This is a genomic window from Burkholderia sp. PAMC 26561 (assembly GCF_001557535.2).
GTDB lineage: Bacteria > Pseudomonadota > Gammaproteobacteria > Burkholderiales > Burkholderiaceae > Caballeronia.
On sequence record NZ_CP014315.1, the window covers coordinates 534229 to 553811 of the forward strand.

Annotated in this window: 19 protein-coding genes and 1 pseudogene; 10 read left to right on the forward strand and 10 right to left on the reverse strand. The window is 60.2% G+C overall.

Going from position 1 to position 19583, the window contains the following annotated elements; translation table 11 throughout:
- Positions 1-12 precede the first annotated feature (12 nt).
- The 4 genes from AXG89_RS37125 to AXG89_RS37140 all read left to right on the forward strand — a co-directional run bounded on the left by AXG89_RS37125 (position 13) and on the right by AXG89_RS37140 (position 2860).
- Complete coding sequence (locus tag AXG89_RS37125; RefSeq protein ID WP_075360153.1) at positions 13-696, forward strand: amino acid ABC transporter permease; 684 nt, start codon at positions 13-15, stop codon at positions 694-696.
- Positions 686-1348, forward strand: a complete 663-nt coding sequence (locus AXG89_RS37130; RefSeq protein ID WP_075360154.1) for an amino acid ABC transporter permease — start codon at positions 686-688, stop codon at positions 1346-1348. The genes AXG89_RS37125 and AXG89_RS37130 overlap by 11 nt, the downstream gene beginning before the upstream one ends.
- A 52-nt stretch (positions 1349-1400) precedes the next feature.
- Positions 1401-2366: an agmatinase gene (locus AXG89_RS37135; RefSeq protein ID WP_062001121.1), complete on the forward strand. Its 966-nt coding sequence runs from the start codon at positions 1401-1403 to the stop codon at positions 2364-2366.
- An 86-nt stretch (positions 2367-2452) separates the two neighbouring features.
- Positions 2453-2860, forward strand: a complete 408-nt coding sequence (locus AXG89_RS37140) for a RidA family protein (RefSeq protein WP_075360155.1) — start codon at positions 2453-2455, stop codon at positions 2858-2860.
- A 50-nt stretch (positions 2861-2910) separates the two neighbouring features.
- Here AXG89_RS37140 and AXG89_RS37145 read toward each other — a convergent pair whose 3' ends face one another.
- From AXG89_RS37145 to AXG89_RS37160, 4 genes are all read right to left on the reverse strand, one after another.
- Positions 2911-3789: a DMT family transporter gene (locus AXG89_RS37145; RefSeq protein ID WP_075360156.1), complete on the reverse strand. Its 879-nt coding sequence runs from the start codon at positions 3787-3789 to the stop codon at positions 2911-2913.
- Between the two features lie 419 nt (positions 3790-4208).
- Positions 4209-5462 carry an MFS transporter gene (locus AXG89_RS37150; protein ID WP_062001118.1) on the reverse strand — a complete coding sequence of 418 codons (1254 nt, stop codon included), beginning with the start codon at positions 5460-5462 and terminating at the stop codon, positions 4209-4211.
- 52 nt (positions 5463-5514) lie between these two features.
- Positions 5515-6330: a siderophore-interacting protein gene (locus AXG89_RS37155; RefSeq protein WP_075360157.1), complete on the reverse strand. Its 816-nt coding sequence runs from the start codon at positions 6328-6330 to the stop codon at positions 5515-5517.
- Between the two features lie 29 nt (positions 6331-6359).
- On the reverse strand, positions 6360-7124 hold the full coding sequence (locus tag AXG89_RS37160) for a PadR family transcriptional regulator (protein WP_075360158.1): 765 nt from the start codon (positions 7122-7124) through the stop codon (positions 6360-6362).
- Positions 7125-7323: 199 nt separating this feature from the next.
- Here AXG89_RS37160 and AXG89_RS37165 point away from each other — a divergent pair, with 199 nt between their 5' ends.
- Positions 7324-8325 carry an ABC transporter substrate-binding protein gene (locus AXG89_RS37165; RefSeq protein ID WP_236873680.1) on the forward strand — a complete coding sequence of 334 codons (1002 nt, stop codon included), beginning with the start codon at positions 7324-7326 and terminating at the stop codon, positions 8323-8325.
- A gap of 52 nt (positions 8326-8377) precedes the next feature.
- Here the strand turns inward: AXG89_RS37165 and AXG89_RS37170 are convergent, their stop codons facing one another.
- The 3 genes from AXG89_RS37170 to AXG89_RS37180 all read right to left on the reverse strand — a co-directional run bounded on the left by AXG89_RS37170 (position 8378) and on the right by AXG89_RS37180 (position 12043).
- Positions 8378-9187 carry a class II aldolase/adducin family protein gene (locus AXG89_RS37170; protein ID WP_075360159.1) on the reverse strand — a complete coding sequence of 270 codons (810 nt, stop codon included), beginning with the start codon at positions 9185-9187 and terminating at the stop codon, positions 8378-8380.
- 134 nt (positions 9188-9321) lie between these two features.
- Positions 9322-11352, reverse strand: a complete 2031-nt coding sequence (locus tag AXG89_RS37175) for a 2Fe-2S iron-sulfur cluster-binding protein (RefSeq protein ID WP_075360160.1) — start codon at positions 11350-11352, stop codon at positions 9322-9324.
- A 34-nt stretch (positions 11353-11386) separates the two neighbouring features.
- A complete protein-coding gene (locus AXG89_RS37180) occupies positions 11387-12043 on the reverse strand; it encodes a glutathione S-transferase family protein (RefSeq protein WP_062001113.1) in 657 nt (218 codons plus the stop codon).
- 114 nt (positions 12044-12157) lie between these two features.
- On the opposite strand from AXG89_RS37180, the gene AXG89_RS37185 reads away from it, so the two are divergent.
- Genes AXG89_RS37185 through AXG89_RS37195 form a run of 3 tightly spaced genes read left to right on the forward strand, consistent with a single transcriptional unit; the run spans position 12158 to position 14161 of the window.
- A complete protein-coding gene (locus AXG89_RS37185; RefSeq protein WP_075360161.1) occupies positions 12158-13075 on the forward strand; it encodes a LysR family transcriptional regulator in 918 nt (305 codons plus the stop codon).
- 36 nt (positions 13076-13111) lie between these two features.
- Positions 13112-13738 carry a cysteine hydrolase family protein gene (locus AXG89_RS37190; protein WP_075360162.1) on the forward strand — a complete coding sequence of 209 codons (627 nt, stop codon included), beginning with the start codon at positions 13112-13114 and terminating at the stop codon, positions 13736-13738.
- Positions 13739-13780: 42 nt separating this feature from the next.
- On the forward strand, positions 13781-14161 hold the full coding sequence (locus AXG89_RS37195) for a DUF1090 domain-containing protein (protein WP_075360163.1): 381 nt from the start codon (positions 13781-13783) through the stop codon (positions 14159-14161).
- A gap of 36 nt (positions 14162-14197) precedes the next feature.
- Here AXG89_RS37195 and AXG89_RS37200 read toward each other — a convergent pair whose 3' ends face one another.
- Both AXG89_RS37200 and AXG89_RS37205 read right to left on the reverse strand, forming a co-directional pair.
- Entirely contained in the window at positions 14198-15511 is a 1314-nt protein-coding gene (locus tag AXG89_RS37200; protein WP_075360164.1) for a leucine-rich repeat-containing protein kinase family protein, read from the reverse strand.
- Between the two features lie 72 nt (positions 15512-15583).
- On the reverse strand, positions 15584-16492 hold the full coding sequence (locus AXG89_RS37205) for a LysR family transcriptional regulator (protein WP_075360165.1): 909 nt from the start codon (positions 16490-16492) through the stop codon (positions 15584-15586).
- 123 nt (positions 16493-16615) lie between these two features.
- Here AXG89_RS37205 and AXG89_RS37210 point away from each other — a divergent pair, with 123 nt between their 5' ends.
- Positions 16616-17476, forward strand: coding sequence for an NmrA family NAD(P)-binding protein (locus tag AXG89_RS37210; protein WP_075360166.1), 861 nt, complete (start codon positions 16616-16618; stop codon positions 17474-17476).
- Here the strand turns inward: AXG89_RS37210 and AXG89_RS45175 are convergent.
- Positions 17477-18372: pseudogene (locus tag AXG89_RS45175) on the reverse strand (LysR substrate-binding domain-containing protein).
- 102 nt (positions 18373-18474) lie between these two features.
- Here AXG89_RS45175 and AXG89_RS37220 point away from each other — a divergent pair.
- A complete protein-coding gene (locus AXG89_RS37220) occupies positions 18475-19527 on the forward strand; it encodes an NAD(P)-dependent alcohol dehydrogenase (RefSeq protein ID WP_075360168.1) in 1053 nt (350 codons plus the stop codon).
- Positions 19528-19583: the final 56 nt, after the last annotated feature.

Here is a 19583-nt window from a genome sequence, read left to right on the forward strand (position 1 = left end):
GCGCAGCGCCGCATGTTCGCTTTCATAAGCAGCCAGCTCGCCGTGCTCGCACCGTTTTTCCACGATGTCGTTGCGGGCGCGATCACGACGATTCTATCGAGCGTGGCGGCGTTCGTGCTTGGCATCGCGATCGGCGCGATGTTGCTGTTGGTGCGCCAGCACGGCGGCCGCGTGCTCGCGTGGCTCGTCATTCTCTATGTAAGCCTGATACGCGGTACGCCAGCGCTGATTCAGATGCTGGTTGCGTATTACGTGTTGCCTGCCGTGCTCAATCCGAATATCTCGCCGCTGCAGGCAGGCATTCTCGCACTTGCATTGAACACTGCGGCGTATGTCTCGGAGATCTTGCGTGGCGCATTGAACTCGCTGGGCCGCGGGCAGATCCCGGCGGCTCGTGCGCTTGGCATGCCTGCCTTTCAGGTGTGGCGATACATCGTGTTTCCGCAGCTTTTTTATCGATCAATCCCGCCGCTGACCAACGAATTCACGATGCTGCTGAAGGCGTCTTCACTCATGTCGATCATCGCGGTACACGACCTTGCGACGGTCGCACGCGACGCGACCCTGCAAACCAACTTGCCGCTGCAGGTGTTTTCCGCGACGGCCGCAGTCTACTTCGCGATTCTGTTCGTTGCGTCGTCGGCATCGCGTGGACTTGAACGCCGCGTGGCAAAGGTGCTACCCAATGTCCATTGACCTGGCTGTCGTTCAATCGTCCATTCTCCCCTTGCTCACAGGGTTGAAGGTCACTGCTCAGGTCTGCCTGCTCGGCATTCCGCTCGGCATCGTGGCAGGCACCGTTGCCGCGTATTTCCGTGCCTCGGCATGGCGCATGTTGCGCGCAGTCGCGCTCTCGTACGTGGAGATCGTGCGCAATGTCCCGTTTCTGATACTCGTCTACCTGAGCTTCTTCGGCTTGCCGAAGCTGGGTGTATCGATGCCCGCGTTTGCGATCGGCGTAGCGGCCACGGCGTTCTACACCGGCGGTTACTTCTGCGAGATCCTGCGCGCGGCATTCGGCAGCCTCGCGCATGGACAGGTGCAGGCGGCGCGCTCGCTGGGGCTTTCGGGTCTTCAGGTGCAGCGTCATGTGGTCTTGCCGCAAATTTTTGGTTTTCTCGCACCGGCCACGACCAGTCTCACCATCATGATGTTCAAGGACTCGTCGATATTCTCCGTCATGAGCCTGACGGAGCTGACCTATCAAAGCAACCTGCTCACCGCCGATACCTTCGCGTACGTCGAAGTACTCGGCACCACCGCGCTCATCTACTGGCTGTGCAGCGTGCTGCTCGACGTGGCCGGGCAATGGTCGGAGCGATACGCAACCCGATACCGGCGCGTCTGATACTGCGCGTCCCTCGCCGTAATCAATGCCACTTAATACAAGATTCCTTATCATGACCAAGCCACTGACTGTTCCTCCTAAGACCGGCCACAAGACGCTCCTTTATTCCGAGCTGGCGATGGACCTCGATAACCTCGACGCCGACATCGCCGTTCTCGGCATGCCCTATGGTTCGGCATATTCCGCCGCCGATTTTACCAATGACCAGACCAATGCACCTACCGCAATCCGTCAGGCAACTGACCGCGTAGTGCGTTCGCCGGGCCACTACGATTTCGATATCGATGGTCCGTTGCTGCAGGAGCGCACGGACATTCGCTTTGTCGATTGCGGCGATGTGATTGCCGATCTCGCGGCGCCCGGCAGCCATTACGAGCGCGTCGAGCAAGCCGTGCGCAAGATCCTGGCTGCAGGCGCATTGCCTATCGTGATGGGCGGCGATCATGGCATCACCACGCCGGTGCTGCGCGCGTTCGACAGCCTTGGCCCGATCACGCTGGTTCATGTCGATGCCCACCTCGACTGGCGCGACGAAGTGAACGGCGTGCGCGACGGTCTCTCCAGCCCGATTCGCCGCGCTTCCGAAATGAAGCATGTCGCGAAGATCGTGCAGATCGGATTGCGTGCGCAGGGCAGCGGCCGTCCGGAGGAATTCCGCGCCGCCAAGGCTTATGGCTCGGACCTGATCACCGCTTACGAGCTTCACGATATCGGCATGGACGCCGTGCTCGCGCGCATTCCGGATGGCGGCAACTACTACCTGACCATCGACGCCGATGGCCTCGATCCTTCGGTCATGCCGGCCGTCGCAGGTCCCGCGCCTGGCGGCGTGACCTTCCTGCAAGCCCGCAAGCTCATTCACGGGCTCGTGAAGAAGGGCCGTGTGGTGGGCATGGATATCGTGGAGATTCAGCCTGAGAAAGATGTGAACCAGATCTCGTGCGTGACGGCGGGGCGGCTGATCCTGAACCTGATCGGCACCGCTATCCGCGCAGGCTATTTCGATAACCGCCGCTAGTCGTGTGCGGTTCGTCCAGGCCGGAGCGCGCTCGGCTGTTCTTGGCGCGCATCCCGGCGCATTGATTTTATTTTCTACGGGACATCATGGAACACACTCGCATTCGTCCGTTCAACACGAAGGTCACCTATCCCGAACAGTCGCTCGATAACGATCTCGCGCAAGCGGTCGTGGCGGGCAACATGATCTTCCTGCGCGGCCAGATTGGGCAGGATATCGATACATACGAATCAGTCGGTATCGGCGATGCCGCAGCGCAGGCCGAAAAGGCGATGGCCAACGTCAAGATGCTGCTTGAAGAAGCCGGCAGCAAGCTCGAAGACATTTGCAAGGTGACGATCTATCTGACCGACGTGCGGTATCGCGAGGCAGTGTATCGCGTGGTCGGGCGCTGGTTGAAGGGTGTGCACGCGGTATCGACGGGACTGACCGTTACCGCGCTTGCGCGTCCTGAATGGCTGGTCGAGGTCGACGTGATCGCTGTGAAGTCATGACGCTTGCTTGAACCGGCGGCCCGGAAATGACTTTCCAGGCCGCCGGCATGCTACGCGTGCCCGACGTTATGCACGGGTGTTGCCCGGAAAACGAGGACAAGCCCGGCAAGTATCAACGCCATTCCCGCGACGCCTGCCGGTGCGAGGTGGTTGCCGAGGAAGATGTAGTCCATGATCGCCGTGCAAACAGGCACGAGATAAAAGAGGCTTGTCACGTTGACGAGATTCCCCGCATTCACGAGGCGGTAGAACAGCACCTGCGCAAACACCGATATCACGATGCCTAGCCAGAACAACGGCAAGAGCAGCCCCGCACTCAGGACGATACCGGACGGCTGCAAAGGCAGGAACAACACGCATAGCACGAGGCTGACTGCGTTTTGCAAAGGCAGGATATCGACAGGCTGCTGCTTCAGGCGTTTTTGCAGAATGGCCCCGACCGTCATGCAACCGAGCGATGCGGATGCGAACAACAGTCCCAGCGCCGGGAAGTGTCCGATCCTTCCCGCTCCCAACACGACCAGACACAAGCCACTCAAGGCAAGTAAAAGGCCGCCCGCGCGCCGTATCGTCAATCGTCGTTCCACGAGCAACAGCGTCAACACAGGCTGAACGCCCAGGATGGTGGCGAGAATGCCGGGCGTCATTCCATGGTCAAGCGCAAGCAGATAGCAGATGGAATAACCGCCTGTGAGCAAGCCGCCGGTAAGCGCAACCTGAAGTCTCGTTCCTCGCGCGGGCAGCCATCGTCCGCGCCATACGCCCAGGGCCGCGAGGACCGCTGACGCGAGTGCGAAGCGCATGACGAGAAAGGGTAGTGCGGGAGCATGCTGAAGCCCTGTTTCCGAAACGATCGCACCGCTGCTCCAGAGCAACACGAAGAGCGCCGTCGAGCCATAGGCTGCAAAGGCTGTTTTTACAAAGACCATGATTCATTCACCTGTCGAGGGAATAGATGACCAGGGCGAACACGGTCACGCCGCCAGAGCACGCAAGGTGCAGCGGTCGAGCCGGTTGCCAGGATTCAGTGGCTGTTGATCAGCCGCGAACGAGTCCACGCGGAGGCGCTGCTGCGCCTGCGGTGACGGCGTTCGGAGGAGATGCGGGAGGTGAAGCGACAGGTGGGGATACAGTAAAAGCAGACAGACGGGCCGTGTGCGCATGGCTGATCGTCGAGTCGAACTCGATATCAGCGGAAAGAATGTGCGCGGGCTTCGTCATGAGAGAGATGAAGGTTCGTTGAAGGTTCGTGGCTTCGTGAGCGTGAGATTACCGTTTCCGCGAAGCTTGTGCAACACACGTTCAGGTGGCGTGGCGGACCACTTAACAAGCTGGTCCGCATCACACCTTAAGCCTCGCCCAGCGGTTCGGCTGCAACGGCGCTTGCCGCGGGCCTCTCCGACGACGACTTTACGCGGCTGATCCACACCGCCGCCGCGATTACGAGCACGGTCGCGAGCCATCCATTGACGCCATACCCTTGAATGCTCCCGTCAGCACCGCTCGACAACAGCAAGCCCCCAAGCCACGCGCCGCAGCCGCTGCCAAGCGCCTGCAGCGCACTGTTCGTGCTGAGGAACGCGCCCCGGTTTGCGGGCTCTGGAACCGTCGTAAGCAACGCCTGCATGGGAACCATGCGGCCGGAAACCGTCACCATGAAGACCGGGAAAAACAGCAGCAGCAATACATACGGCAAGCTCGGTAAATGCGTGACGAAGAGGATGGGCAGAAGGGAAACGGCGACCATCACGCGGAACATGTGGCGGCTGCCGTAACGATCGGAAAGACGGCCGACAAAACGTGAAGTGAAGAACGTCGCCGCGCCACCGCCCATATAAAGCCACGACAATTGCGCAGGCTGCACGCCGTGATTGGCGACCAGCACGGGTGATATGAACGGGATCACCAGCATCTGCGAGCCCATTACAACGAAGGTCATGGCGAACGCGCTCATGTATCGAGGGTTCGTCAAAAGCCGCCATAACGATGGCAGCACGCTTCGCAACGCAGGCTGTTGCCGTCCCAGGTGTTCGGCCAGCGTGGGTACGATTCGCATGCCGCCGAGCCATATCAGCACGGAGAGCACCGTCAGCAGGATGAATGGCGTATACCAGCCGAAGTGCGCGCCGAGCAGAATGCCTGCCGGCACGCCCGCAACGGCGGCCAGTGAAAACGCCGTCATGATCGTGCCGGTCGCGGCGCCGCGCCTTGCCACGGGGATGACGTCGCTGACAATGGCCATCACGACCGAACCGAGCATGCCGCCGGTGATGCCCGCGAATGCACGCGCTAAAAGCAGGATAGGGAAAGTGGGCGCAAAGGCGCAAGCGAGGTTGGATAAAGCAAACAACGCATACACGGCGAGCAATAACCGGCGCCGGTCGAAGCGATCGATATACGTCGCCCCCAGCAGCCCGGAAAGTCCCGAGCACCATGAGTACGCCGAGACCGCGGTGGCAAATGCAGCGGGTGTAATCTGAAAGCTGCGCATGATCTGCGGGCCGAGCGGCATCATCACCATGAAGTCCATGATGATGGTGAACTGGGTGAGTGCGAGCAGCCACAGCAGGCGCCGCTCGCGAGTTGAATCGAGACTATACATAGCCATCCTGATTGAATTTATTCTTTTGGACGCGGCGTGTGCGATTCAAGGTCTAGTCGTCGATAGACTCATGGACCGCAACCGCGCCGCGCTTCCAGTAACTGGAGGCGCGAATGCGGGTTTTATCGATACCGCGTTCCGTGCACAAGTGTTGACGCGCCGCACGAACCACGCTCGACTCAGCCGCTGCCCACACATACCCTTCGCCATCGGGCAGATACATTTCGCGCAGTGCGAGCAACAACGCACCGCCCGGAAACTCGGATTCGTTACGGTAGCGCCATTCGGCGTAGAGGTCCGCATTGGTACTGAATTCGATTTTTGCCGATGGATCCTCAACTTCGATCAGCGCTGCAACACGGGTTCCCGCAGGCAACTCTTCCAGACGGCGCGCGATGGCGGGCAGCGCGGTTTCATCGCCTATAAGAAGATGCCAGTCGAACCCCGTGGGAATGGTAAACGAACCGCGTGGGCCGCCAATGCCAAGGTACTGACCCACGTCTGCTTGCCTGGCCCAGGTCGCGGCGGGTCCTGCTTCGTGCAACGCGAATTCGATATCCAGTTCCCGGGCCTCACGATCGAAACGGCGCGGCGTGAAGTCGCGTGCGATCGGTCGCGGCTGGTCTTCGGCGAAGATAGGGCCGTTGGGACCGGCCGTCGGGACCACGGGTTTTTCTTCGCCGGGAGCCGGGAAGAAGACCTTGATGTGATCATCGAACGATGCAGATTCGAAGTCCTGGAGATCTTCGCCGCCCATTGTGACGCGCAGGAGATGCGGTGTTACCAGATGAACCCGCTTGACTTGAAGCAGGCGGAATTTGAGTGCATGGCGAACGCGCACGACCGCCAGATCGGGTCTGTTTTGCATACTGTCTTTCCTTGATCGTTATGTGGATTTCAAGCCGGATCACTCGTCGCCTTGCCTTCGATTTCGGCCGTGGCGCGTACGAGAATGGCGGCGATGCGGCGCTGTTCGGCGATGGTGGCTTCGGTTCGCATCAGCAGTGCATGCTTTAGCGCACGGCGTGCCTGGATGTATTCCGGCAGCCAGGTGTTGTCGCCGTCGCCGTTTTCGTCGGAAGTTTCGCCAGCGAACGCGCGGCGCACTGAATCCATCTTGCGAGCAAAATGACTGAGTTTCGCGAACATGATGTCGACGCGTTCCCGGTTGGCCGTCAGATGCTCGCGACCCGGTTCCGCTAGCGCATAACGCTTGCGGTTGCCTTCCAGTTCGACGGTCGCGTAACCGAGTTCTTCAAGATAGGTCAGCGCCGGATACACCATGCCCGGACTCGGCGTGTAGAAACCGTTCGACCGGACTTCGAGCGCCTTGATCAACTCGTAGCCGTGGCGCGGCTGCTCGGCGAGCAGAGCGAGCAGCAGGAGCTGAAGGTCGTCGGACGTGAATTTGCGACCGCGCGGCATGCCGTCTTCGCCGCCACCGAAGCCGCCAGGGCCGCCGCCGAATCCACCGCGGCCGCCGAATCCATCATGACCACCGCGGCCGGATCCACCCAGGCCGTCATGGCCGCCGCGGCCGCCGAAACGGTCTTCGCCGTGATGACGGTGATGGTGGCGGCTCATTGCGTGCCAGAGGGAATGCAGGGCTGAACGGCCGTCGAAAGCCGCCGAATCGTGTGTGTGAAAGGGATGTCGTTTCATCGAGAAACTCCGTAGGTATCGTAAAACACATCTTAAGATATATATCTTAAGATACGAAGTCAACGTGTTTTTTTGTTTTTCTGCTCGGCGAAACCATGCATTGCTTAGGTTTGGGAGCCTCATAACCTTACGAGAATTGAATAATTCTCAAGGTGGATGCGCGTCGCTACTCTGGACGCTGATTTCGTCCACGAGGTTCATGTATATGGTTGGTTCCGAGTTTTTTGCCGCGAGGCGCCGCACGTTGCGTGTGTTGGCAGCCGCGCCCGCGCTCGCTGCAATCGGCGGGTTTGCATCTGGTTCAGCGAGGGCTGCGAATGCCGCGCTGTCTTCTGTCACGCTCGTCCTGGGCGATCAGGCGGGCGGCACGCGCGCACTCGCCGAGGCGGCAAGAGTGCTCGATGGCACGCCGTACGCGTTCAAATGGGCCAATTTCCAGGGCGCCGCGCCGTTGTTCGAGGCGCAGCGTGCCGGCGCGGTCGATATCGCTCCGGCGGGAGACCTGCCCGTGCTGGCGGCGGCCGTGGGCGATCCGACGCTCAAGATCGTCGCGACGCGCGTCGGTTCCGGATCGCAACTCGGCATTCTCGTGCCGGCAAATTCGAAGCTGCGCAGCGTCGCGGATCTCAAGGGCCGCACGGTGTTCGTATCGTCGGCGCGCGGCAGCATTTCGCAGTTCCAGCTTTACGGCGCGCTCGCCGAGGCGGGGCTCACGCGCAACGATGTATCGGTGAGATTCGTGTTGCCGGTCGATGCGTTCACCGCGTTTGCATCGGGGAGCATTGACGTATGGGCGACCTTCGACCCGTACTTCGGCACAGCCGTGCAGCATGGTGCGCGCGTACTGCGCGACGGCACGGGCATCAATAGTGGCTTGGGATTTATCACGGCGTCGGGCGAGGCCGCAGCGAATCCTTTGAAGCGGCTTGCAATAGCCGATGTGCTGCAGCGGTTCCAGCGCGCGGGCGATTGGGCGATTGCCAATCCGGACGAATACGCGCGGGTGTATGCATCGCTGACCCGTCTTCCGCTCGATGCAGCCAGGACGATTACTGCACGATCCGCGCTGAAGCAGCGGTTCGTTGCGGACAACGATATCGCGGCGTTGCAGAAAGTGGCGGACAGCGCGTTTCGCGATGCGATCCTGCCGAGGCGGATCGATGTGCGGACAATCGCCGATACGCAGATTGCAAAAGCTTGAGGCAGGCAAGCGCGTGGAGGCGAGAGGGTCGGCCATCCACGCGGTGTTTTGTTCAATCCAACAAGTCGGGTTCCGCTTCAACCAGCCCTTCATACAAGCTCTGGAACGAGAACAAAGCACCGCCGGGGCGTCCCACGCGCTCGTGCGTCAACGCGGCGACATCGTGCGGAATGGGTTGCGGCGTGCCGGCCGCCTCTGCGAGCAATTGTGTGTGGCACGCGTTATCGAGCGCGAGATACCACCATGCTGCAGCTTCCACGGTCGGACCGGCAGTCAGGATGCCGTGGTTCTTCAGGATCACCGCTTTGCTCGTGCCGAGTGCATCGGCAATGCGGGCGCCTTCCCTGGTGTCGAGCACGACGCCCTGGAAATCATCGAATAGTTCGTGATCCTGATAGAACGAGCACGAGTCCTGTGTCAGCGGATCGAGCTTGCGGCCAAGCGTCGACCAAGCCTTGCCGTAGAGCGAATGCGTGTGGGCCGCTGCAACGATATCCGGGCGCGCTTCATGAATTGCCGCATGAATGGCAAAGGCGGCCTGATTGACGGGCCCCTTGCCAACGACGATCTCGCCTTCGCTGTTCACGAGCAGCAAGTCGGAAACGCGCATGCGTGAAAAGTGCCGGCCAAGCGGATTGACCCAGAAGTGATCGGTCCATTCGGGGTCGCGGGCGGTAATGTGGCCGGCGAGACCCTGGTCGAATCCGTATCGGGCGAACAGGCGGAATGCGCCTGCAAGACGTTCGAGCCGGTGGCGACGTTCAGCCGCGAGCGATGCAGGCGGCGGGACTTCATCGAACCAGAATTTGCGGACGGGCGATGCGTGGAGCGCGAGTTCGGGTGTGGCGGGAAGGGTGCTCATTATTGAATGTCCTTTGGCGGTCGAGCCGGGAGTCGGCTACCCGGTGGATTGCTCCAAAGGCTAACATTCGCGCATTCGAGGGTTAAATATCAAATGCATATAACCATATCGAATGTGCATGATTGAGAGGCGCCCTAAGCGTCCAGCACCACGACCGAATCTTCGCCCGGACCTGTCTTCGCCGGAATCGCACTGCAGATCAGTGCGTGTCCCGGTTCGACCTCTCCCTCGCAGGGCACGGGATACGCCACATCGCCGGAAAGCAGGCGCGTGGAACATGTGCCGCATACGCCCGATCTGCAATTCGATGCCACCGCCACGCCGTTTGCTTCGGCGAAGTCGAGGAGGCTTCCATCTTCGGGAGACCATTGCGCGGTCTTTTGCGATCGCATGAAAATGACCTTCGACGTAAGCTCAGGATCACGGACCGGGACAATAGGTGCAACTACTGCGGACCTTTCAGTTCGCTTGACGCTCGCGGGTCCGAACGCTTCGAAACGGATCCGGTCGTCGGCCACGTTCAGCGCGCGCAAGCCGGTGTACAGGTCTTGCATGAAAGCAGCCGGACCGCAAAGGTAGAAGTCGTAGTCGCCGAATGGCAGCACACTCCTGAGATAGCCGATATCCACGCGCTGCGCATCGCGAAGATGAATCGAGAGCTGCGGAAACGCCTGCGCTGCGGCATCAAGTTCGTCAGCGAAGGGGCGATCGATTGCCCGGCGCGCGCCGTGGATGAAATACACATGCTCGGGCTGGGCACGGTCGTTGTTCGAAAGCACGCTGTTGAGCATCGCGATCATCGGTGTGATGCCAATTCCCGCCGATACAAACACGATCGGACGCGAGCTCGTTCGATCGAGCACGAACGCGCCACCCGGCGTCTTCGTTTCCATCACGCTGCCCGCATCGACATGCTCGTGCAACCACGTCGATGCCACACCTTCACGCTTCACCGTGATCCTATAACGCTTGCCGTCATGCGCATCGGAAAGCGTATAGGTTCGGATCAGCGGCGCCGCGAGCCCGGGAATGTTCAGCCGGATCGGCAGAAACTGGCCAGGCGCGAAAGACGCGAGCGGCGCGTCATCGGTGGGCTCGAAATAAAACGACTTGATGCCGGGCGCTTCGTCGCGAACCTCGGCGACGTTCAGCGTGCGCCACGCGCTCGGCGCTTTCGTCCAGCTCCCTGTCTTCGCTAATTGCGGCGCGTATTGCACGCCCGACCAACGCAACGGCAAAGCGCTGCGCGTGCGCCGCACTTCACGCACACGCCAGCGGATGAGGCGCTCCGCGCCCTCGAATGATTCGAGATCCTTACCTTCCCAGATCACTTCTGCATCCACGGCCAGATACAGCAGGTCGCCGCTGGCGAAGTCGATCACGAGCAAACCCGCGCGCGGATCACGCATCAGATTACCGATGGTGTTGAAGAACAGGTTGCCGCTGAAGTCGGGGGTGGTGAGCGCGTGCTTGCTGTCGATACGAATGAACCCCGGCTTGCCGCCCCGATGCGACACGTCCGCGCCTCGGCCGATACCCGCATCGTCCGATGTATTCGCGCTGGCGATAAAAAACGTGTCCGCGTTGGCAATCAGTTCGCGATCGGCGTCGCTCAGATGATCCGTGATGACAGGCGCCTCGTCGTCAAGCGCCTGCTTGCCGAAATCAATGGGCGTCGGCGTACGGCTTTGAATGTATTTTGCACAGTTGCCATAGCTCTGACTGACGGCCACGGTGATCGCATTTTCGTCAACGGACGTGACCACGCCATTCACGCGATTACGCCTGCGCGTGGCGGGCTGAATGCCGAGGCCGCCCAGCAATGCGCCCGCTTTCCACGCGCTTGCGAGAGGGTCGCCTTTCAGGCTGTGGCCCGCGATCCGCAACGTGCGTTCATCGGGCGTGGACACAAAGCCCGGTTCACCGATACGCAATGTTGCCCACGGTTGTCCCGCAGCATCGACGCCGCCCAGCACCATGAACGGCTGCTCTGCAAAGAATTGCCGATGCTGCTCGGGCATGTAGTCACGAATTCCACGACGCGCATTGACATCCATGCGCTCACGTACCCCCGCTCGTTCCTGCGCCGCCAGTTCGCCGGCGTGAAAGGGCGATTCAACAGCGCTCCAGCCTGCAGGCGGAGCGGCGACAAGGGTATCGGACATGGGCGTTCACCAGTTGGTGGATGGTACGGAGCAATCAGTCGGACTCGGCAAGCAAGCCGGCCTTCGAGGCAGGCATACGCAGGAAGCGCGGCAGCGCTTCGACGCGCTTCAACCACGCGCGCAGATTGGGATATGGATCAAGCGAAATGCCGCCTTCGGGCGCATGAGCGATGTACGAGTAAGCCGCAATATCCGCGATGGTCGGTGTTTGCCCCACGGCGAACGGCTTGTCACCGAACTCGGGCTCGATGATCGCGAAGAGATCTTCTGCAATGCGCATCGCCCCCGCGTGATCGCGCGGCGCGCCGAACACGGTGACGAGACGCGCGGCACAGGGTCCATACGCGATCTTGCCCGCAGCGAGCGACAACCAGCGCTGAACGGCTGCGGCACCGACGGGATCTTCAGGCAGCCACGATGCATCGCCGTACTTTTGCGCAAGGTAGACGAGGATCGCATTCGAATCCGTCAGAACAATGTCGCCGTCCTCGATCACCGGCACTTCTCCGAACGGGTTGAGCGCCAGATGGGCGGGCTTGCGGTTGTCACCAGCTTTCATGTTCAGTTCGATCGTTGTGAACGGCAGGTCGAGCAAGGTGAGGAAAAGCTTCACGCGATGCCCGTGTCCGGACAATAGCGTCGTGTGCAAGCGGATCGGCTGATCTGGTTTGGTTTTGATGGCAGAAGGCATGGTCGGATCCTGGCGAATTGATTGATGAGTGAGTGTTCCTAGAATAGGCCGCAACGCACGATGCGAGAAGACGGATAATCGTGGTAACACAATCCTTTTATAGTGGACAATCGAATGACCGACCTGAGTGGTGTAAACCTCAATCGGCTGGTGGTGTTCGCGGCGGTGGTCGAAGCTGGATCGCTGACCGCCGCGGCCGACCGCCTTGGAATTGCGAAAACCATGGTCAGCACGCACATGCAGCGCCTTGAGGCGGAAGTGGGCGCCAGCCTGCTCGTGCGAACCACGCGACGCGTGAGCGTCACGGAGGCCGGCCAGGCGTTTTACGCAGCGAGCCGGCAGATCCTGAGCACAGCGGAAGACGCGATTTCGGCGCTCGCGCAAGGCTCTGGCGAATTGCGTGGCACGCTGCGCGTGGCAACGCCGATCGACTACGGGACGAACGTTATCGCGCCCATGCTCGTTGGCTTGCGCCGGACGCATCCGGAGTTGAAGGTCGAGCTGGTGTCTGCGGACAGGATGGTGGATCTGGTCGCAGAAAGCGTCGATGTCGCCATTCGCCTCGGAAGGTTAGCGGACTCGAGTTATCGCGCGGTGAAAATCGGCGGTTTCGTGAAGTGGCTGGTCGCGAGTCCCGAGTTCATCAGTACATGGGGGAAGCCGACTAAACCGGAAGCGCTGGCGAAGCTGCCGTTCGTGGCCATGTCCGCGTTGGTAAAACCATTGGTGGTATCGATTGAAAGCAGGCGAGGCGCCAGGCGTACTGTCCGCTTCAGCGCGGGCTTCTTCGCCGATACATCGCCAACGTGCCGTGCAGCGACGCTCGCGGGCGGGGGCGTTGCGTTTCTCACGGACTTCTCGATTGGCGACGATGTTGCCGAGGGACGGCTGGTGCGTTTGCTGCCGGAGTGGTCAGGGGCACCCGCGGGGATTCATGCGGTGTTTCCATCGGCGCGGCAACCGGTGCCGAAGGTGCGCGTGTTCATCGATGCGTTGAAGGCTCATCTTGCGGGCGGCGTTGACGTTGTATAGTCCGGAGCAGCGTCATCACATCACAGGAGCTTCGCCATGCCGTCCTCACCCCGTCGCGCGTTGATCGTCATAGATGTTCAAAACGAATACGTCTCCGGCAATCTGCTGATCGAATATCCGGATGTCAATGTTTCGCTCGCAAACATAGGCCGTGCAATCGACGCAGCTAACCGCCATCACGTGCCCGTGGTCCTGATCCAGAACATCGCGCCTGAAACGTCGCCTTTGTTCGCGCGTGGATCGGCCGGAGCTGCACTGCACGACGTGGTGAGTTCCCGGCCGCACGCGCAGGTGATCGAGAAAGCGTTGCCGAGCGCGTTCGCCGGAACGAGTCTGGGCGACTGGTTGAAGACGCACGAAATCGATACGCTCGTAATCGCAGGCTATATGACGCAAAACTGCGGTGACTCCACGGTGAAGCACGCGGTACACGCGGGTATGTCGGTCGAGTTTCTCGTCGATGCCACCGGTTCCGTGCCTTATGAAAATCGGGCGGGCTATGCAAGCGCCGAAGAGATCCATCGCGTGTTCACCGTCGTGATGCAATCGCGCTTTGCCGCAGTGCTGTCAACCGACGAATGGATTGGCGTGCTCGAAAGTGGCGCTGCGCCAGTGCGCGACAACATCTACACGTCGAACCAGAAAGCACGGGCTCGCGGCTAACGTTTATTTCTCGCTCATCCACCATTTCGCCCTGGAGAAAAAATGAGACGTTTTCTTGTAGCTGCCACTTTAAGCGTGCTCGCCACAAGCGCCTTTGCGGATGCAAATAGCGAGACCTGTCAGCAGAAGCAGGACAGGATCAACCAGCAGATCGAATACGCGCAGGCGCACAACAATACTGCGCAACTAAAAGGTTTGCAGACGGCGCTGGATCAGGCCAAACAAAACTGTTCTGATGCTTCACTGGAAAAGCGGCGTCAAAGCCGGATAACGAACGCACAGGCCAAAGTCAATTCACGGGAAGCCGAACTGAAAAAGGCGCAGGACAAAGGCGACGGATCAAAGAAGATCGCTTCGCGACAGCGCAAGCTGGATCAGGCACGTGAAGAACTCAAGCAGGCTCAGGAGCCAGTTGGTCCCTGATTAAAAAGAGAGCGTCCGGCTTTTCGACGGGCGCTCTTAAGTTTTCATGAGCGTTGATAACGTCGAGACGATCTCGCCGAATAGCGGCCGGTCGTCGGTCTTTTCGCTCAGACATCTGTTTTTCAATTCGATCAGCGAAGGGTCGACAGCGTCGCATCGATCGATCAGTTCTTCCAGCAGGCATCCATAAGCCCTCACTTCCAGGCGCTGCAGCGATTGAGCGTGCGGGCCTTGCGGCGAATAAAACGAAGCTGCGCCAAAGTCGCCCAGCAGCGCGCGACTCTCACCGCAATGCAGGATGTTGTGTGCGTAAAGGTCGCCGTGCATGATTCCTTTCGCATGCAAATGACATGCAGCCGATGCAATGCCGTAGGCCATGTTCAACGCGGCCCATCGCGTGAAGCGGACATCGTCGGCGTACACATCGCGGGTGCAGGAATCAAGGCTTGGCGGACCCGCGAGATTACGGAACTCGGGATTGATCAGCGTCAGCACGAGTGCATCAGCACCTTGCGGATGCGCGCGTACCTTCCCAAGTACCGAAATCAGATTCCCATGCTCACCCGCATTGATGCATGCCGCCATTTCGCAATGAGGCAATCCATCGCTGGTTACAGCGCCCTTGAACAATTTGACTGCAACCGGTTGAGCAGCATTATCGTTCGTGGAATACGATGCACGATAGATCACGCCGGAAGCGCCTTCCCCCAGGACATGTTCAAGCGTCAGGTCGCTCCATTCGACAGGGTTGATCGGCGTGTGCATCAGTGCGTCCGCTTCCAGCGTTTCGCTTAGCGGGTTGCCCGCATAAGCGAGCCACGACAAGCGCGGCATGGACGTGAGCCACGCAGGCAGTTCGTCGAGCTGATTCGCGGCAAGCCGCAGCAGTTCGAGGCGCGAACAAGCAGCAAGCGCGGACGGCAGCGTCCGCAAGCGATTACCCGCCAGCATCAGCTTCTGAAGCGTCGTGCAGTTTCCTATCTCGGGCGGCAGCATTTCAACGTGATTGTCGGTGAGGATCAGCCAGCGAAGAGTTGCCGGCAACGATGTACCCGCCACCCTGGCGATTTGGTTCGCCTTGAACCCGATCATGCTCAACTGCTGACACTTGCCAAGTACTTCGGGCAACTCGGTGAACCGGTTGTTCGAACAGAAGATGATGCGCAGCTTGGCAAGCCGCGGAAGATCGTCCGGAAGCGACGACAACGCATTACCGGACAAGTCGAGTGATTCGAGTGTATCGGCGAGGTTGAAGATTTCGCGCGGAAACTCGGTCAGCCCACACGACATTTTCAATTGCCGTGTTCCTGCCGGCAGTCCGGCGCGTAGTTGTGCGAGCGTGGTTATCACAATGCGAGATCCGAGGTTGATGCCGTTCTTGTATTGCGGGATTCTACGGGGAAACGCTGAAGCGAACCGGCGTCAGGAATCCGCAGCAAGAATTTCGATCACAAAGTCGATAAACGCACGCACCTTCGCCGCCGGTAAATGCCTTGACGGATACAGCGCGTAAAGCGCAAACGCCTCGCCGGTCCATTCGGGCAGCAATTGCACGAGCCGGCCTTTATCGATGAGATCCTGCACGCCACTCGCCTTCAGTCGCGCGATGCCCGCGCCCGCGAGGCATGCGCCGAGCAGCGTGCCGGCGTCGTTCAAAAGCAGACGTCCCGATGTCTTCGCCGGAACAGCCTTCCGGCCCGATTTGTATTCCCATTCCATCGGTTCGCCCGTCAGCGAATTGCGCATCTGGATGCACGCGTGATCGATCAAGTCAGCGGGCGTTTCCGGCCGGCCATGCTTCCTGATGTATGACGGCGCAGCAACGGTCACGGTGCGTGTCTCCAGCAACTTGCGGGCAACCAGTGACGACGATGGCGGTTGTCCGAAGCGAACGGCAATATCGAATCCGTCGGCAACCAGGTCGCCGAGCTGGTCACGTGTAACCAGTTCAAGCGACAGTTCGGGATAGCGGTCAAGGAATCCGGCGAGATGCACCGCAAGCATGCGTCGCGAAAAATACGCATCCACGTTCACACGCAAGCGCCCCTGCACGGCGGCGGACGCGCCAGCGGTCATGGTGACGGCGTCGCCAATGCCCGCAAGCAGCGGTCCTATCTCTTCGTAAAGCCGGCGGCCTTCGTCCGTCAGCATCACCGAACGTGTGGTCCGGTCAAGCAAGCGCACGCCTATGCTCGTCTCCAGTCGCCCGACCGCGCGGCTGACACCGGACGGCGATAAACCCAGCGCGTCTGCCGCGCGCGCAAAACTTCCGCCTTCGACAATTGCGGCAAGGACGCTGATATTGGCAAGCGTACGTCCATCGAAGCTCATGATTTATCCGGTTTTTAATTCGTGCTGAAAGGTCACTAATGAAGTGACACGAGGGCGATTCCCTCAATGATCGCGCACCCTTATGATGCACTCAATCGCAGACTATTCAAAAGGGAGTTCACCATGTACGCAATTACTGGCATCAGCGGCAAGGTCGGAGGCGCGCTTGCTCGGACGTTGTTATCGAAGGGTCTTCCGGTCCGCGCAATCGTGCGCGACCCGGGCAAAGCGCAGCACTGGGCATCGCAAGGATGCGAAAGCGCGCTCGCCGACATGGAAGACGTGGCCGCGTTGACGGCGGCGTTCAGAGGCGCGGACGGCGTATTCATTCTGCCGCCGTCGAACTTCGATCCGTCGCCGGGCTTTCCCGAGGCGCGTGTCGTGATCGATGCCGTCAAGGCTGCGCTGGAAGCCGCGAGACCGCGCAAGGTGGTGTGTCTTTCGACTATCGGCGCGCAGGCGAGCCAGTCGAATCTGCTCACGCAGCGCTCGTTGATGGAACACGCGTTGAGCCAGCTTTCCATGCCTGTGACGTTCCTCAGGCCCGGCTGGTTCATGGAAAACTCGGCGTGGGACGTAGCGTCTGCGCGCGATGAAGGCATCGTGCGAAGCTTCTTGCAGCCGCTCGATAAACCCGTGGCAATGATTGCCACGGCGGACGTGGGACGCGTGGCCGCGCAGCTGCTGCAACAGGACTGGACGGGAACGCGGGTCGTGGAGCTGGAAGGGCCGCATCGCGTGAGTCCGAACGACATTGCCGCAGCATTTGCAAAAATCTTCGGACGCGATGTCCGTGCTGAAGCCGTGCTGCGCGAAACATGGGGCTCGCTTTTCAGGTCGCAGGGCATGAACGATCCGATGCCGCGCATCCAGATGCTCGATGGCTTCAACGAAGGCTGGATCGAGTTCGAAGGCGCCCCAATCAAAGGCGAAGTGAAGCTGGAAACGGTCTTGCGCGAGCTTGTGCAAGCTGCGGCGGGATGATCAACTGGAAGTGGTTTCCCGCGCCATATCGATGAAAGCACGCAGCGCCGGCGACGTCCTTCGCTGGCGCGGGTAATACAACATGAAGCCCGGGTAATACGGGCACCAGTCCTCCAGCACGGCAACCAGACGGCCTTGATCGATGAGATCGCCAACGATCGCTTCCATGGAGAACCCGATACCGATGCCATCCAGCGCGGCCTGCAATGTCCGCTCGAGCGTGCTTACCGTCACGCGGCCTTTGACATCGATCTCCAGCCGCGTGCCGTCCTTTTCGAATTCCCATTTATAAAGCCTGCCGCTTGGAAACCGGTGACGGATGCAATTGTGGTCGAGCAGATCGTTCGGATGATGCAGCGGCGGGCGTCCTTCCAGGTAATCCGGCGTTGCAATTGCAAGACCGCGCTGCGCCGGGCCGATCGGGACCGCGACCATGTCTTCGGGATGGACTCCTGAAAACGGATGCCGGCGTCGAAACCGAGGCCGACGATATCGGCGAGGCTGTCATCTTCGACAATCTCCAGGGCAATGTCCGGATAAGCCGTCAGAAAGCGCGCCATGAGCGGCGCGACCACCAGCCGCGCCGCCACGTGCGACATGTTGAGGCGCAGCGTGCCGGTCGGCGTCGCGCGGAAGTTGTTCATTTCCTCCAAGGCGTCGCCGAGATCGTGCAGCAACGGTTGAAGACGTTCCAGCAGACGCTGACCGGCGTCGGTCAGCGCGACGCTGCGCGTGGTGCGGTTGATCAGGTTCACGCCCAGTCTTTCTTCCAGTCCGCGAATGGCGTAGCTGATCGCCGACGTGGACAGCCCCAGTTCGGCGCCGGCCTTGCGGAAGCTGCCGTGGCGCGCGACGGCAGCGAACGCGGACAAGTGCGAGAGGTTATCGGTAAGCATTGTGCAGGATTATTCAATGATTCATGCGGAAACTCAAGCTTGCGCACTACAAGCTGAGTGCCTATTGTGCATATACGTTCAACAAAGCCACATAAGGACACCATGTTTCAAGCCCGAGGATATGCCGTTCATAGCGCTACCACGCCGCTCGTTCCTTTCAGTTTTACGCGCCGCGATACCGGGCCGAACGACGTTCGCATAGAAATCCTGTATGCCGGTATTTGTCATTCGGACCTGCATCAGGCGCGCAACGACTGGAGCAACTCGTTATATCCGATGGTGCCGGGACACGAAATCGTGGGACGCGTGGTCGAGGTCGGCAGCGATGTCCAGAAGTTCAAGGTCGGCGATTACGCGGGGGTGGGGTGCCTAGTCGATTCATGCCGGCAATGTTCGGCGTGCCGCGAGAACCTCGAACAGTATTGCGAGGAAGGCCCCACACCGACTTATAACGGGAAGGAACGCGGCAGCGAACAACTGACCTTCGGCGGTTATTCCGATCAGATCGTGGTGGAAGAGCGTTTCGTCGTGAAGGTGGCTGCGAACCTCGACTTGAAAGCGGTCGCGCCGTTATTGTGCGCGGGGATCACGACCTATTCGCCGCTGCGTCACTGGAAGGTGGGGCCGGGTCAGAAAGTTGGCGTGATCGGACTTGGCGGACTCGGACATATGGGCGTCAAGTTTGCGAAGGCGCTCGGTGCGCACGTGGTCATGATTACAACTTCACCGGGTAAAGGTCAGGACGCTGCGCGTCTTGGCGCTGACGAAGTGCTGATCTCGACCGATGCCGCCCAGTTGGCTTCGCATGCCGGCAGCTTCGATTTCCTGCTCGACACCATTCCGGTTGGGCACGACCTCAACCCCTACATGGCGCTGCTCAAGCGCGACCGGACGATGGCGTTGGTCGGCGTATTGACCGACACGGAGCCGCTTGCGGGCGTGAGCGTCATTATCGGGCGCAAGTCGGTGGCGGGCTCGGCAATTGGAGGCTTGGCTGAGACGCAGGAGATGATGGATTTCTGCGCCGAGCATGGCATTGTCAGCGACGTGGAAGTCGTGCAGATCCAGGGCGTCAACGAAGCGTATGAGCGCTTGTTGAAGAACGACGTGAAGTATCGATTCGTGATCGATATGGCTTCGCTCGCGGACGCTTGAATATAAGCATGAACAGACGACCGTAGGCACGCATGCAAAGGCCACGCACACGCGTG